The 13,325-nt window shown below is 68.4% G+C and carries 14 protein-coding genes and 1 pseudogene; 9 read left to right on the top strand and 6 right to left on the bottom strand.

Translation table 11 applies throughout. The annotated features are described in order from the left end of the window. Nucleotides 1-247: pseudogene (locus VHK87_RS19325) on the top strand (peptidase S24); the annotation flags it as partial. A 277-nt stretch (nucleotides 248-524) separates the two neighbouring features. Here VHK87_RS19325 and VHK87_RS19320 read toward each other — a convergent pair. Continuing rightward, nucleotides 525-851: a hypothetical protein gene (locus VHK87_RS19320; RefSeq protein WP_329636526.1), complete on the bottom strand. Its 327-nt coding sequence runs from the start codon at nucleotides 849-851 to the stop codon at nucleotides 525-527. Between the two features lie 211 nt (nucleotides 852-1,062). Between VHK87_RS19320 and VHK87_RS19315 the strand changes: the two genes are divergently transcribed. Continuing rightward, nucleotides 1,063-1,434: a hypothetical protein gene (locus VHK87_RS19315; protein ID WP_329636525.1), complete on the top strand. Its 372-nt coding sequence runs from the start codon at nucleotides 1,063-1,065 to the stop codon at nucleotides 1,432-1,434. A gap of 131 nt (nucleotides 1,435-1,565) precedes the next feature. On the opposite strand, the gene VHK87_RS19520 is transcribed toward VHK87_RS19315, so the two are convergent. Further along, nucleotides 1,566-1,748 carry a helix-turn-helix transcriptional regulator gene (locus VHK87_RS19520; RefSeq protein ID WP_414694171.1) on the bottom strand — a complete coding sequence of 61 codons (183 nt, stop codon included), beginning with the start codon at nucleotides 1,746-1,748 and terminating at the stop codon, nucleotides 1,566-1,568. Then, nucleotides 1,714-2,673, bottom strand: a complete 960-nt coding sequence (locus VHK87_RS19310; RefSeq protein WP_329636524.1) for a hypothetical protein — start codon at nucleotides 2,671-2,673, stop codon at nucleotides 1,714-1,716. Before VHK87_RS19310 ends, VHK87_RS19520 begins: the two co-directional genes overlap by 35 nt. A 522-nt stretch (nucleotides 2,674-3,195) precedes the next feature. On the opposite strand from VHK87_RS19310, the gene VHK87_RS19305 reads away from it, so the two are divergent. After that, complete coding sequence (locus tag VHK87_RS19305) at nucleotides 3,196-4,521, top strand: sensor histidine kinase (protein ID WP_329636523.1); 1,326 nt, start codon at nucleotides 3,196-3,198, stop codon at nucleotides 4,519-4,521. Nucleotides 4,522-4,585: 64 nt separating this feature from the next. Here the strand turns inward: VHK87_RS19305 and VHK87_RS19300 are convergent, their stop codons facing one another. Continuing rightward, entirely contained in the window at nucleotides 4,586-5,635 is a 1,050-nt protein-coding gene (locus tag VHK87_RS19300) for a hypothetical protein (protein ID WP_329636522.1), read from the bottom strand. A 197-nt stretch (nucleotides 5,636-5,832) separates the two neighbouring features. On the opposite strand from VHK87_RS19300, the gene VHK87_RS19295 reads away from it, so the two are divergent. Then, nucleotides 5,833-6,162 carry a hypothetical protein gene (locus VHK87_RS19295; RefSeq protein WP_329636521.1) on the top strand — a complete coding sequence of 110 codons (330 nt, stop codon included), beginning with the start codon at nucleotides 5,833-5,835 and terminating at the stop codon, nucleotides 6,160-6,162. Between the two features lie 90 nt (nucleotides 6,163-6,252). On the opposite strand, the gene VHK87_RS19290 is transcribed toward VHK87_RS19295, so the two are convergent. After that, complete coding sequence (locus VHK87_RS19290; protein WP_329636520.1) at nucleotides 6,253-7,173, bottom strand: HEPN domain-containing protein; 921 nt, start codon at nucleotides 7,171-7,173, stop codon at nucleotides 6,253-6,255. Nucleotides 7,174-7,454: 281 nt separating this feature from the next. Between VHK87_RS19290 and VHK87_RS19285 the strand changes: the two genes are divergently transcribed. The 5 genes from VHK87_RS19285 to VHK87_RS19265 all read left to right on the top strand — a co-directional run bounded on the left by VHK87_RS19285 (nucleotide 7,455) and on the right by VHK87_RS19265 (nucleotide 12,368). Then, nucleotides 7,455-9,296: a type IV secretory system conjugative DNA transfer family protein gene (locus VHK87_RS19285; protein WP_329636519.1), complete on the top strand. Its 1,842-nt coding sequence runs from the start codon at nucleotides 7,455-7,457 to the stop codon at nucleotides 9,294-9,296. Between the two features lie 2 nt (nucleotides 9,297-9,298). Then, the gene (locus tag VHK87_RS19280; protein WP_329636518.1) at nucleotides 9,299-9,754 is read left to right on the top strand and encodes a hypothetical protein; all 456 of its coding nucleotides are present in this window, start codon (nucleotides 9,299-9,301) and stop codon (nucleotides 9,752-9,754) included. Then, nucleotides 9,751-10,713 carry a P-type conjugative transfer ATPase TrbB gene (gene trbB, locus VHK87_RS19275; RefSeq protein WP_329636517.1) on the top strand — a complete coding sequence of 321 codons (963 nt, stop codon included), beginning with the start codon at nucleotides 9,751-9,753 and terminating at the stop codon, nucleotides 10,711-10,713. Before VHK87_RS19280 ends, trbB begins: the two co-directional genes overlap by 4 nt. Before the next feature lie 184 nt (nucleotides 10,714-10,897). Beyond that, a complete protein-coding gene (locus VHK87_RS19270; protein ID WP_329636516.1) occupies nucleotides 10,898-11,503 on the top strand; it encodes a sigma-70 family RNA polymerase sigma factor in 606 nt (201 codons plus the stop codon). Between the two features lie 259 nt (nucleotides 11,504-11,762). Then, complete coding sequence (locus VHK87_RS19265; RefSeq protein ID WP_329636515.1) at nucleotides 11,763-12,368, top strand: hypothetical protein; 606 nt, start codon at nucleotides 11,763-11,765, stop codon at nucleotides 12,366-12,368. 708 nt (nucleotides 12,369-13,076) lie between these two features. Here VHK87_RS19265 and VHK87_RS19260 read toward each other — a convergent pair. Further along, a complete protein-coding gene (locus tag VHK87_RS19260) occupies nucleotides 13,077-13,259 on the bottom strand; it encodes a hypothetical protein (RefSeq protein ID WP_329636514.1) in 183 nt (60 codons plus the stop codon). Between the last annotated feature and the right edge of the window lie 66 nt (nucleotides 13,260-13,325).

Here is a 13,325-nt window from a genome sequence, read left to right as displayed (position 1 = left end):
TATCTATTTCGCGGATCAGCGGACGCCGCCTACACCGGATATGCTGGGGCAGGTGGTCGTGCTCGAGACGGACGGTGACGAGGTTCTCGTCAAGCGCCTGCAAAAAGGTTCAAAGGCCCGGCTCTACAACCTGGAGAGCTTGGCGGGCGAGACGCGGCGCGACGTGCGGCTGCGCTGGGCGGCGCACATCACGGCCATTGTCCCGCCTTTCCACGCGCGACGCATCATCCGCACGGACGCAGCCTAAGCTCCGCTCGACGCTAGCAAGCTCGCGCGTTGCAAGCTTCTCACGGAGTCTCCCGCGCACTCGAAATGGTCGTCCTGGAGCACCGGGAGGGGGACGGCGGCGGGGCGGAAGAGGCGACGTCGCGGGCCCGCCGGACAGTCGTAGACGAAGCTGTTCTCGCCCGGGTCGCTGAAGAGCCAGCAGCGTTCGCGGGCGAAGCCTTGCGACGCGGACTAGTCGTCGGGGCGGTAGAGCCAGGGGTTGGTCCCGGCGCCTAGAACAGGCGAACCGGCCGCCCCTAGGCTGCAGTGCGCGCGCGGTCAGCGCCGCAGCGCCGGTCCCGAGCGGCGAGAATGTCGCTCAGCTCATCGAGGCGGATCTGTCGGCGGACGTTCAGCCTGATGAACAACCGCACCTCAGGGTCGCCCGACTGGGCTCGGCGAAGTTCGGCGGCGGCCGTATCGAGCCGGTCGGTTTCGGCGATGAGAAGGGGTTCTTCGCCCGGACGGCAAAGCGCGTAAGCGCCAGCCCGTTCAGGCAGCGCCTGCGGGTCCGCAAGATGGAAACCGTATACTGCGCCTGAGGCGCCTCGCAGGTCGATACGCTCTGCCGGTAAACTCAGCATGCGCTAGCTTTGCCGTAAGACCTCGCGGTAGGCCATGCGGCAGATGTGATCGTCGTCGATTGCTGCTACCTGCTCCCCAGGCTTGAGACCACCCATTCGAGGCGGCGAGACGGCGAAGGCCAAGGCTGCCTTCGACAGGCGACCGGCCGGATGAAGCCATGTACTAGGGCGCCGGCGCGGCAGGTCGCGCCGTGAAGGAAGGGCAGGGGCGGTGCGGTCCGCAATCCTGATCGCTCACAGGCTGATCTTTGTCGCGCTCTTGGGCTTCACGCTCTTCCATGCTCTCGAGCCGGGGGCGAGCGGCGTTGGCGGGCTCAGCGACAAGTTCTGGCACTTCCTGGCCTTCTACGTCCTTTCGCTTTCCGCCGCCTGCGCCGCGCCAAGGCTCAACCTGGCGCTGCTCGCCGGCGCGATGCTCGGGTTCGGCCTTGTCATCGAGGGGCTTCAGAGGCTGCCGGCTATCGGTCGAAGCGCCAGCCTCCTCGATGTGCTCGCGGGCGTGGCGGGCATCTGCGCGGCGCTCCTGCCCGCGCTGGTCATGCGTTGGCGGGCGCGGTGTTCGCGGCCTGGTGGAGGAGATTGATCCTGCCGCGGCCGGCTCGGGACGCGAGGAGGTCATTCTCGCAACGCCTCCATTAATGCCCGCTTGTTTTCGCGCCTGCGACGTGGCTGGCCCCGCGACGTCCTGACCAGGCAGTCCGGCCTCTCTCCCGCTCATCCGCCCCGATCGGGAGGTCCCCCGGCGAGCGGCGCCAGCAGCGCCGCGAGCTCGCTTTGCCGTCGCACACCCGTCTTCGCGAAGACGGCCTTGAGCTGCGTGCGGATCGTCCCGGGGCTCAGCCCAAAACTTCGCGCGAGCTCGTCAGTCGTTTGGCCGGCCGATACGCCGGCCGCCACCCGCACCTCGGCGGCCGTGAGGTCGAACAGGCCCTGAAGGATGCCGGCGTTTGGCCAACCCCGCGCGTCCAGCTCGGTGATGGTCAGGAGCGCCAGGCCGCCGCCAAACAGGTCGCGGGCAGCCCCGCGCAGGGGTGTCAGGTGGGCGACGGCCGGCCCAGCGCTCAGGGACCGGCGGATGGCGATGGCGCGCCGCCGCTGATGCGTCGGCGAGCTCCGATACGGCCTGCTGCAGTAGATCGTTGCCGGCCTTCTGGTGCAGGGCCAGACGGTCGCCCGGGCGCCACGTGACCAGGTCCTTGCGATTTTCCAGCAGCGAGTTCGCCAGCAGCACGCGCCCGGAGGCGTTCAGCACCGCCGCCGGGAGGCCAAGCAGGTCCATAGCCTCGACGGCGACGCGCAGCCGTTCCAGCCGCCATCGCGCGGCCAAGGCGGCGGACCGGGCCAAGTGAGGCCTGAGAGCGTCCAACAAAGCGACCGTGTCTGGGTCGAACGGCGGAGCGCCCAGGCGGCGGTGGATCTGCACGACGGCGAAATCGCCTGTGGGGACGTGGATGGCGCTCGCCGCGCCATGGTACAGTCCCTGAGGCATCGCCCACTCGGCGATGTAGGGGTCCGCCTGGTACTCCTCGGGCGAGAACAGGTCCTCGTCAGTGACGAAGCCGGGCCGATTGGCGCCTATCAACCGCGCCGTCGTGCTCGTGCGCAGGGGGATGTCTGTCTCGGCATAGGCCCTGACGGCCTCGTCGATGGACGGGGAGGGCGCCAGTCCGGTCCATGCATCTGCGGTGCGCACCAACATGCAGGCCGCATGGGCGTCCACCGCTTCGGAAACTTCCTCCATGACGGTGGGCCAAAGGTCGCCGAAAGCCGCGGCTTCGTAGATTCGGTCGATGATGTCGGCCTCGTCCGCTGCTGAACTCACACCCGCCTCTCAAGTCCTCTGACCCGTTGAGCCGCCCCAACCGTTGAACCTCACACCTGCGCCGGTCAACGCCCCCGGGCGCCGGAGCGCCGGACCTGTTCGCGAGGAGCGATTTGCGCGTGCATCTAGAACGCTCCGGAGCCTAGCAGGAGAGGGCGAACCTCCTTGCTGGATGTCAGCGCAGGGCTTCCCCTCGCCACCCGCCAGAGGTAGCGAGTCCCGAAGCTCCAAAACCTCTGAACCTCCCACAAGCTTGAGCACTGAAGGATCGAGGCTTCCCGCCCTGCCTTCACGGCTCGGGCGTGCAAGGGGATCGCGAGGCCATCGGAGATCCCGAGGGGGCCGAACTCTGGCTCGGGCCCCACTTTCTTGACTGGCGGGCCCGGCTAAGCTGGAGATGCATGGGCAGGCGCGCCGCTCCCGGCCGCCAGCCCTTCGCCGAGGCCGTGCTTGCCCAACGATATCAGCTCCGATTCGCTAACGGTTGCGGCCCCGCAGGCGCCGTCAGATCCCTCCGAAGGCTTGCTGGCGGCCCTCTTCGAGTCCACCACGGTGTCCGCCGGCGTTTTCGAGCTGCGCGGCGACGACTACCGCTACGTGCTCGCGAACGCCAACACCGCGCGTGTCTACGGCAAGACCCCTGAGCAGATGCAGGGGCTGTCCGGCGCCGACCTGGGGCTCTCCGCAAGGGACATCCGCCGCAGGATGCGCACCCTGCGCGCCTGCTGGGAGAGCCGGACCCCGCAGACGCTCGAGTACCCTTTCACCCACGGCGGCCGCGAGGCGTGGTATCTGGGCGCCTTCACGCCTCTCGCCGGCGACGTTCCCAGGGTCAGCTTCGTCCTCGTCGACATCACCGACCGCAAGCGCGCCGAACTAGACGCGCAGCGCCAGCGCCAGCGGCTCGAAGCGGCGCTGGAGGCCACGGGGCTTGGGATTTGGGAGTACGACATTCCGGCCGACGTGGTGATCTGGGATGCGCGGACCCGCGAGCTCTTCGGCGTCGATCCCGACGGGACGGTGGACCTGGCGACCTACAGGTCGAGGCTTCACCCCGACGAAGCTCAGGAGGTGGCGGACAGCTACGAACGCGCGTTGCGCGGCGAAAACGACGGGAAGTACTCAACCTTCCACCGTGCGCTGGCGCGGACCGGCGACTGGCGCTGGGTGCGCGGGTCTGGCCAGGTGATCTTCGAGTACGGCGCCGCCATCCGCGTCATCGGCACGGTGCGCGACGTGACGGAAGAGGTGGCGGCGCGGGACCAGCAGAAGCTGCTGATGGACGAGCTCAATCACCGGGTGAAGAACAACCTGGCCACAGTGCAGTCCATCGCCAGGCAGACCGCTCGGCGCTCGCCTGACCTGCCGACATTCATCCACACGTTCGAAGGCCGCATCCTGGCGCTCGCGCGCACGCACGACGTGCTCACGGCCGCCGCCTGGACAAGCGCGGACCTCCACCTCCTGCTCGTGCGCGAGCTGTCGACCTTCTCCGACCGGCTGCTGCTCACCGGCCCGCCTGTCCGTCTGCGCTCTTCCGAGGCGCTCGGCGTGGGCCTCATCTTCCATGAACTCGCCACCAACGCGGCCAAGCACGGCGCTTGGTCCGGCCCTGAAGGCCAGGTGCACGTCCAGTGGCGGCTGGTCCAGGGCGAGCTTGCGCTGATCTGGCGCGAAACGGGCGGCCCGCCAGCCGCCGCGCCGACCAACCTAGGCTTCGGCGCGCGCCTCATTGACCGCCTGGTCACCGGAGACCTCCGCGGCCGGCTCGCGCGCCGCTACCTGCCCGAAGGCTTCTCCTGCGAAATATCCTTCCCTCTAGCAGAGGGTGAGACGCGCGCGTTCTGAGGGACCGTCCGGTGAGTGCGCGCTCCGCAACGAGGCTCCATCGGCGATAGCTGAGCGCGAGGCCCTAAGCGGCTTCGCCAGCGTCCAGGTAGGCCACAGGGAGCGGCGTCAGGTCGCCGGACTTGGGAGAATGCTTGCTGATCGCCAGGCTGGCCTCGAAGTCCAGGAAGACGTCCATGAGTTCGAGGCCCGACACCGTCTGAGGGGCGCCGACGGCGAACCGGTATCGCCAGTAGCTCGCGATGTGCTGCACCGCGCCGAGCGCCACGCCCAGCCCGCTGAACAGCTGAGGTGCAGCGAGCAGGAACTCGCGGAAGGCGGCAGGCCGCCCGCTCGTCAGCTCAGCGTAAGCCCGGTCGTAGATCGCCAGATTGGCTGTGACATCCTTAGCCAAGCTGTTCAGCGCGGTCACGATCCTGAGCTTGGCTTCTCGCAGGTAAGTCGCCACCTCCGCGCTCCGGTACCCCTGAGGCTGCGCGGCCAGGATCTCCCTCGCGACCTCCGAGATGGGCTTCAGGATGTCGGCCATGGCCCACTTGTAGTAGAGGAAGCCGCGCCAGGCGAAGATGCCCTCCTCATAGTCCCGCTCGCCGAGCCCGAGGACCTCCCGCAGGGGCGCGAAGCTGCTGTCTGGCGAGGTGGAGAGCAACTTGCGGACGAACTTGTCGGTGGAGAGCCCGCCGCCTTCCTCCCCGGACATCTCGATCAGAGACGACACCTCGCGCCGCACGAACTGGAACATCTTCTGTGTATCGGCGTCAGAGACCGCGAAGTAGGCGCGCGCCGGCTCGACGCCGATCTGCCGGAGCTTCTCCCTCAGCAGGAACGGGTCGAGAGAGGGCAGCTCATCCATGACATCGAGCACGATCCGGTCCCGCGCCTCAGGCTTGAGCGCCTCGCCGAACATGGAATGGGCCACGGCCGCGAAGTCCTGCTGGCCGACGAAGAGGTAACGCGCGCCGTTCTTGAGGTCCGTGGGGTCGATCGGCACGAGGATCTTGGTCGCCGTCGAGCGGGGCGCCAGGAACTGGCCGAGTTCGTTGGCCCGCAGCCGGTGCTTCAGGATGATGCTCTGGTTGAGCAGCCTGTTCTGGAACAGCGGCGCTTCCGCCAACTCGGGAAGCGCTTTGAAGCGCCGCCGAATGGCGAGAAGGTTCAAGACCCGGGACGTCGAGGACGTCTCCTGAAGCCCTGTGAGACGCCGGACGGAGCGGCGGTTTAACGGACCCAAATCCATCCCGAAGTTCTACAGTCGCTCCCTTGAGGGATTGCTACCGTTAAAGCGGAACGACACCCGCCTGCGACGGAGTAGTGCGTGCCAGCAAGCTCGCCTGCGCCGACCGGGAAGGGCAGGAGGGGCTAAGCGCGCTGGTCGAGGGGCTCGGGGCGGAGGCTCGCCTGACCGTTCTCTGCGCAGGCCGCGACCTAGCGACACTCGTACTGGTGCAGCCGCTGCAGCCTGAACCAAGCTCGCTGATGGCGCTGACGATCCGCGCCGTCTCCGAGCGACTGCCAGTCGAGTGCCCCGATCTCGAGCCCCTTTTCGGCGTCACCCCCGCGGAGCACCGGGTCATCGAACTCCTGCTGCAGGGTTATACACCGGCGGCGATCGCGGAGATCCTCCAAAAAAGCCCGTCTTGACGGTCCGCACCCACCTGAAGCGGGTCTACTCCAAGTTAGGGGTCAGCACGCGCGAGCAGCTGTTCGCCCGAGTCTCTGCCTTCATGTTCATCAACTAGGCAGCTGGTTGGAACGAAGGCTTGCGATCTGGGGTGCGCAGACAGCCGCCACCGCCTCCTTAAGCGTTGCGACACGCTCTACCAACCAAGCAAGCTCCTCGTCCGATATCCTGTAATGAGGCGAGTAGCGAGCGTCGACGTAGGCGCGACGGAGGAGCTCCCAAGCTCGTTGATCGAACTTGGTGTGTCGCGGCCAAACCGGGATGAGATCTGGAGCCAAACGTTCCGCTTGTGAACGCAAGAAGTTGAGTTTGTGAGATTTCGGGCTGTAGAGTGTCAGGACGAGAAGGACACAATGGTAGAGGCGTTCCGTCGCTTGGTGTAGCGCGAACGCCGCTTCCTTCACATTTCCTTCTTTCCACGCGTGGCTGGCCATGCTCGCGAAAGCATTGGAACTCCGGAACCACTGATTGAAATAACTTTCAGCCTGAGTTCGGGCGTCTTGGGGCGAGAGCGCTTGCGGCTCCTCAAACAAATGACCCGGCCTTTCGTACAGCGCCACGCCATCCCGCACGATGTCCACGAAGAACGGGCGCCCACACCGGAGCTGCTTGTTCACGTCTTCCAGCGAGTGGACGATGAAGTTCACGGGCGCCGAGAGCGTGCGGGAAATCTGGTAGTCGCGCAGCAGGTGGTCGTCCGCGCCGCCCCAGTACTCCGTCAGGTCCGCCAGCTCTTCGTGATTGACGACGACGAGGAGGTCGTAGTCGGAGCGATAGCCGCCCACCGGATCGTCGACCCAGTCTCCTCCGGCATAGCTGCCGTAGAGGATGACCTTCAGGATGCGCCCCTGCTTCCGATGGGGCGCGTTCCGGCCCTTCAGCGCGTCCTCGAACTCGGCGAACAGCACCTCCACCGCGCGGGCGAGGTCGGTCCGCTTCGCTTCGGGAAGATGGTCGAGGCTGGTCTTCACTCGGTGCCTGGCGATGCAAGAGTCGGGACGAGTCTAACCGACGTTTCTCCTCCTGCGGACTATATTGCGCCGCGCTTTCGGCTCCCCACCGGCGCATGGACACTGACAGTGCCGTCGTCCCCGCGCGGCTGAGGGTGTTGCGGGCGCCCGGCCTGCCATCCCATGCGCGTCCGGTGGGATATATTCCACCATCGCGCGCATCTTCTTTCGGCCCGCGCCGCCGCCTCGGTAGCCTTCCTGCATTCTGGACGGAGGCGGCGTTGGGACCTGCAATCCGTATCTTGACACTCGCGGTCGGCGCCTGCGCCGGCGCTGCGGCCGCGACCCAGTATACCGCCTGGCTCTTCGGTTGGCCCGAAGCCTTCGGGCAGGGGCTAAGGCTCGGCTCGGGCGCCGCGCTCTACGCGCCATGGTCCTTCTTCGTGTGGCGAGGCGATTACGGCGACCAGCATCCCCACGCCTGGGGCGGCGGCCTCGCCCTCGTGCTGATCGGGTTCGGGCTCGGCGTGGCCCTGCCTCTACTCTTCGGGGAAGCGCTGCCGCGGGACAGGCGCGGCCGCGGCTGGGGTACGCTCCGCGAGGCGCGCAAGGCTGGCCTGCTCTCGGGAGCCGGCTGCATACTGGGGGAGTTTGAGGGCCGGGTCCTGGCGACACCCGACCTTCGGCCCACCCTCGTCACCGGCGGCACCCGCGCAGGCAAGGGGAGGGGCCATGTCCTGCCGAGCCTCCTCAGCTGGACCGCCAGCGCCCTGATCCACGACCCGAAGGGCGAGCTCTGGCGCGAGAGCGCCGGTTGGCGCTCAGGGTTTAGCCACGCCCTCTACTTCAATCCCCGGGATCCGGCGTCGGCCCGCCTGAACCTGCTGGCCGAGATCCAGCCCGGGCCGCAGGAGGTCGCGCAGGTGCAGCGGCTCGTCTCCATCCTGGCCGATCCCGGCGGCGCCCGCGAGGACGAGGCCATCTGGGACAAGGCGGCCGCGGAGATCTTAGAGGCTTTGATCCTGCACGTTCTCTACAGCGCTCCGGACGAAGAGAAGACGCTCCCGACCGTCGTTCGGCTCCTCGCCGACCTCGACCGGACGGCGGAAACGATGTTCAAGACGCTGCACCGTCCGGGACTCGACGGAGAGCCGCAGACCCACCCCTTCATCGAACGGGCCGTCCAGGGCTACTGCGCCATGCACGACCGGTTCCGGACTTCGGTGCAGGGGACCGCGCGCTCGTACCTGAAGTGGCTGGCCGGCGACGACCTGGAGCGGGCGCTCTCCGGCTCGGACCTGGCCGTCGGCGACCTCATGTGCGCCGAGGCTCCGGTGTCGCTGTACATCCAGGTCTCGCCGGCCGACCAGCAGGCGCTGCGGCCCCTGGTGCGGCTGCTGTTCTATGCCGCCGCACAGGCCCTGACCGCCGACGAACAGCGGGACGCTGCGGGCCGGCCCAAGCGTCACAAGCTTCTGATGGCGATGGACGAGTTCCCGCTGCTGGGCCGGCTGGCCTTCTTCGAGAAGAGCCTGCGGCTGATGAGCGGCTACGGGATCAAGGCCATGTTCGCCGCGCAGAGCCTCAACGACATCGTCGAGACCTACGGCCCGCACAACACCCTGCTCGACAACTGCTTCGTCTACACCGCCTTCTCCGCCCTCGACCCGCTGACCCAGGAGAAGGTCTCCCGCCTGACCGGAACGGTCTCCGAGGCCCGCATGACCCTGAGCTCGCCCACCGGGCTGGCGTCCGGTCGAAGCTCGGTGTCGCGGTCCCTCGTGGACCGCCCGCTGCTCGAGCCCGGCGAGGTGAGGGGACTCCCCGACGACGAACAGCTGACCTTCGTCGCCGGGCGGCGGCCGTTCCGGACGCGCAAGATCCGCTATGACGAACTCGAGCCTTTCCGAAGCCGCGCCCTGCTCCCGCCGCCGGGCCAGGCGGCGGGGCTCGATGCGCCGCCGCCACGGCCGCATCCCTGGGCCGGGCGGCGCGCCCTTAGCCTCGCCGCTCACCGCCAGTTGGACCTCTTTCCCGAGCAGCGCGCGATGATGAGCGAGAGGCGCGGCGAGGACGCCGCCCGCATCTGGCGCGAGGAACAGGCGGCGACCGACGCCGCCCTCGCCGACATCCGGAGCCGGTGATCGTGGCGCCTGCGTCCGAAGCCGGCATGGTCCGCGTGCAGGCCTTCCTCTCCGAGGCGGAGGTGGAGGCGCTCGACCGCGAAGCGCGCTTCCGCCGCCAGAGCCGCAGCCAGGCGGCGCGTCAGGCCATCGCCCGCGGCCTCTCCGGGCGCATCCCGGCAGATCCCGATGACCGGCTGCTCAACCTGGAGCGACGGCTCCACACTCACATGCGGCTCACCGTCCGCGACCTGCGGATCATCGAGGAGCTGGTCTTTGCGCTCACCCGGCTGATCCTGACCAGGCTCCCCGAGACGGCGGACGACCGCGACCCGCTCCTCCAGGCCGCCGTCGAGGTGCGGCTTCAGCGGCTGCTCGACGAAGTGGCGGCGAAGATCTCGTCGGGGCCGGCCCGCCCGCCGCCCGAAGTTGAGCCGCTCCCTCCTGAGGCGCCCGCACCTGAGTCGCCCGCGCCATGAGCCGCGCCGGCGAACATCCGATCGCGGCCGAGCGGAGGCTGGAGGCGCTGCGCCACGCGCTGGGGCAGGCCGCGCTCGACGCGCTCCACGACCCGGACGTCGTGGAGATCATGGCCAATCCTGACGGGCGGATCGTGCTCGACCGGCTGGGATCTGGCCGCTCGGACACCGGCGAGCGGTCAAGCCCGGAGGCGCGGGAGCGGGTCGTGCGCCTGATCGCAGACTACATGGGTGAGGAGGTCCGGCGCGAAGATCCGCGGGTTTCGGGCGTTCTGCCCACGACGGGGGAGCGGTTCCAGGGCTTCCTGCCGCCGGTCACCGCCGCAGCGGCCTACTCCATCCGCAAGCGGCCGCCGGTGATCTATGGCCTCGCCAGCTATGTCGCCATGGGCGCGCTGACGCCCGAGGGCGCAGACCGTCTCCGGCTGGCTGCGCTTCGGCGCGAGAACCTCCTGATCAGCGGCGGCACCAGCTCGGGCAAGACCACCCTGGCCAACGCCATCCTCGCCGAGCCCGCCTTCGCGCAGGACCGTGTCTTCCTGGTCGAGGACGTCCCGGAGCTGCAATGCTCGGCCTGGGACAGCGTGGCCTGCCTGACCCGCCGCCAGCCAAAGCCTGTGACCGTCGCTGACCTCGTCCGCGACGCACTGCGCATGCGCCCCGATCGGATCGTCGTCGGCGAGCTGCGGGACGGCGCCGCCGCCCTGGAGACGCTCAAGGCTTGGAACACCGGCCACCCGGGCGGCCTCTCCACGATCCACGCCAACAGCGCCGCCGAAGCGCTCGTCCGGTTCGAGGACCTGGTGGCGGAGGTCGCGGTGCGCCCGCCGCGCCGCGCCCTGGGTCAGGCGTTGCGCCTGGTGGCGCATATCGCCAGGTCCGACGCTGGTCGGCGAATCGACCTACTTGAAGTGCGCCCGGAGGGGGGCGACTACCGGGTGGAACCGTCGCAATCCTGAGTCGAGCCGATTGCAGAGAGCATCGATATGTGCCGTGCGACACCCGATCACAGACGAATGAGCTGCCGAACACATTTCTGCCCCAATCAGGGGTCGCGCGCAGTTAACGACCTGTTAAAAGTGGCGTTCAACGAGTCTGAGTCCGGCGTGCTGCGCCGCACCCATGGGGATGTGGGGCGAGTAGGTGGACGACAACTTCAAGGCGCAGCTGCATGCGTCAATCCCGGCTCGTCGGGGTTATGCGATGAGCCTTTTGAAATCGGCGGCCGACGCCGACGACGCGGTGCAGGAAGCGCTCCTGCGGGCCTGGCGCTCCCGGCACACCTACCAGAAAGAAACCCACTTCAAGGCCTGGATCTTTAGGATCCTCGTCAACGTCGTGAAATCCGGCGCATCGCGTCGCTGCTTCAACACCGTGGACCTGGACTCGCCCGCCGCCATCTCGCTCGGCCGTGAACCGGAGCAGGAATGGAACGCCCGCTACAGCGAGGTGCTTGCGGCCATGGACCGCCTGTCGCCCAAGGCGCGCGAGGCTCTGCTCATGGTCGTGGGCAGCGGCCTTTCTTATGAGGACGCCGCCGCCGCCGCCGGGGTGCCCGTCGGAACGATGAAGAGCCGCGTCAACCGGGCGCGGGAAGCTCTGGCGATCTTCGTCGATCAGCCTGAGGCGCGGGGTGAGCGCACCAAAGCGGTCACCAGGCCCACGGCCACCGTTGTCGCGCTCGAACAAAGATCGCCAGCGGACGCCGACGAGCGGGCGGCGCCCATGCTGGATGCGGACGCCGCCTGAGACCGCAGGGGCATCTGGTTGCTTGCTGGCTCACCTGTGTCTCGCCAACCCCTCGGCCTGGATGAAGGCTCAGATCGAGTCCGCGAGGCTTTCGCCTACTCGGTGGCCGAACGCGAGAACGGCTGGTCCTGGCGTGTCTTCGACCGAAGCGGAACGGTCATCGCCTCAGGCCTGGAGCCGACCCGGCAGGCTGCACGCTGGGAGATCGCGGCCGCGGGCGCAGGACGAGCGCCGTCGCCCGGGCGGGGGAGACGCCCCGATGCGCACTGACGCACCCGTGGCGCTCGCCGCCTTGGCACTGTGCTGTGGCGCGCCTTGCGCGGCGGCCGCGGGGCCGCTTGGCATAGACATGGGCGCGCCGCTCGCCCGCTTCGCCCACGAGGCGACGGCGACCGTCGGACTTTACAGGATCTCGCCGCCGGCTCCGCCGGAGCGCCCCTTTGAGACGGTACTGGTGGTGGCGACCCGGGACGAGGGCGTGTGCGCGGTGATCATGGTGACGCCGCGCCGCTCCTTCGACGGCGGAGGAGCCGGCGCAAAGGCGATTTTCGCTCACACGGAAAGGGTGCTTAGCCACGAGTACGGAACGGCGATCCGCCGGGATCGTCTGGCGCCCGCCTCTGTGCTCAAGGAGCCCTCGGACTACGCCGCCGCACTTGCGGCAGGGCAACGAGAGCTGCGTGCGGACTGGGGGACGCTGGCCACCCCCGTCATCTCCGGCGAGGTGGCTGCGGTGCGACTGGAAGCGCGCGCTCCGGACGCCGATACGACCTATGTGCGGCTCACCTATCAGTTCCGCAACTACGATCGCTGCCGAGCCACCATCGATGCGGTCGCGCAGGCCAGGAGACTGCTCGGCCGGTGAGTTCGCGCTGGCGCTCGCCAGCCGCCTCACGGCGCGGGACCCGGCTGCAAAGCCGCCAGATTCGCTGGGTGGTCGGGCGGCCAGGCCGCCCGCACCAGCGCCCTGCAGCGATCGAGAAGTCCTTGAGCTTTCGGCCTGCGGCTACGGGAGGCTCGCACTTGCGCCCGGAGCGGATATCCGGTTGAGGTTTCTCCGGGTTGGCGCTCGAGCTGGGGCTCGCGCCATGACGGACGACGAAGGCGTTCCGCTCTTCCACTATCAGCAGCACAAGGGCGTGCGCCTGCTGCTGATCTGCTCCGCGTCGGAGATCACCGCACAGGGGTTCGGCGGGTCGCGCGCTTCGTCACCCACCGCTGCAGCTGTGGTCAGCGCAGCTGGGAGACACGGCCGGCGTTCCCGTCCGGCGGCGGCCGCAGCTGACGGACGTTGCGGCCCGGCGAGGGCGTCTCGCGCGCTCGCATCCAGTGAGGGTAGAAAAAGGATCGCCCGCCAGCTGGGGGTGCGGCGGGCGACAGTCAGATCGGCTCGTTGGCGTCGCAGAACGCAGCGCCACTTGTGGGCGCAAGATTCAATCTCTGCGGGGTGGGGGACCGCGTCAACCCGAAGCTTGCCGCCTCAGCAGCGCCAAGCGGAGCGCAAAGGCGCGTTCGGGTGGCGCGCCGCAGCCTTGCGGGACACGGCTTGGGGCGTGCGAGGCGCCTACCGCCCTCAGAAAGTCCATGGGCTGCGTCTGCGGCAATCCCCCTGCGGCGGATGCTCGCCGTTCTCCACGTAGGCGCGCCAGCAGAGCGCCTCGGCGTTGGCCGCCCGGAAGGCCAGGCCGATGGTGATGCACATCAGCGCCAGCAGAACGCAGAGGGCGGCCAGGATAACGGGGATGCGTCGTTCCACGCCCTGCGCTAGCGCCGCGCACCGGAAAATCAACGCTGAAACCTCCGGAACCGCTCTGAAACGGCA

Source organism: Phenylobacterium sp. (genome assembly GCF_036263695.1).
In the GTDB taxonomy this organism is placed as follows: domain Bacteria; phylum Pseudomonadota; class Alphaproteobacteria; order Caulobacterales; family Caulobacteraceae; genus Phenylobacterium.
This window is presented reverse-complemented; position numbering and strand designations above follow the sequence as displayed.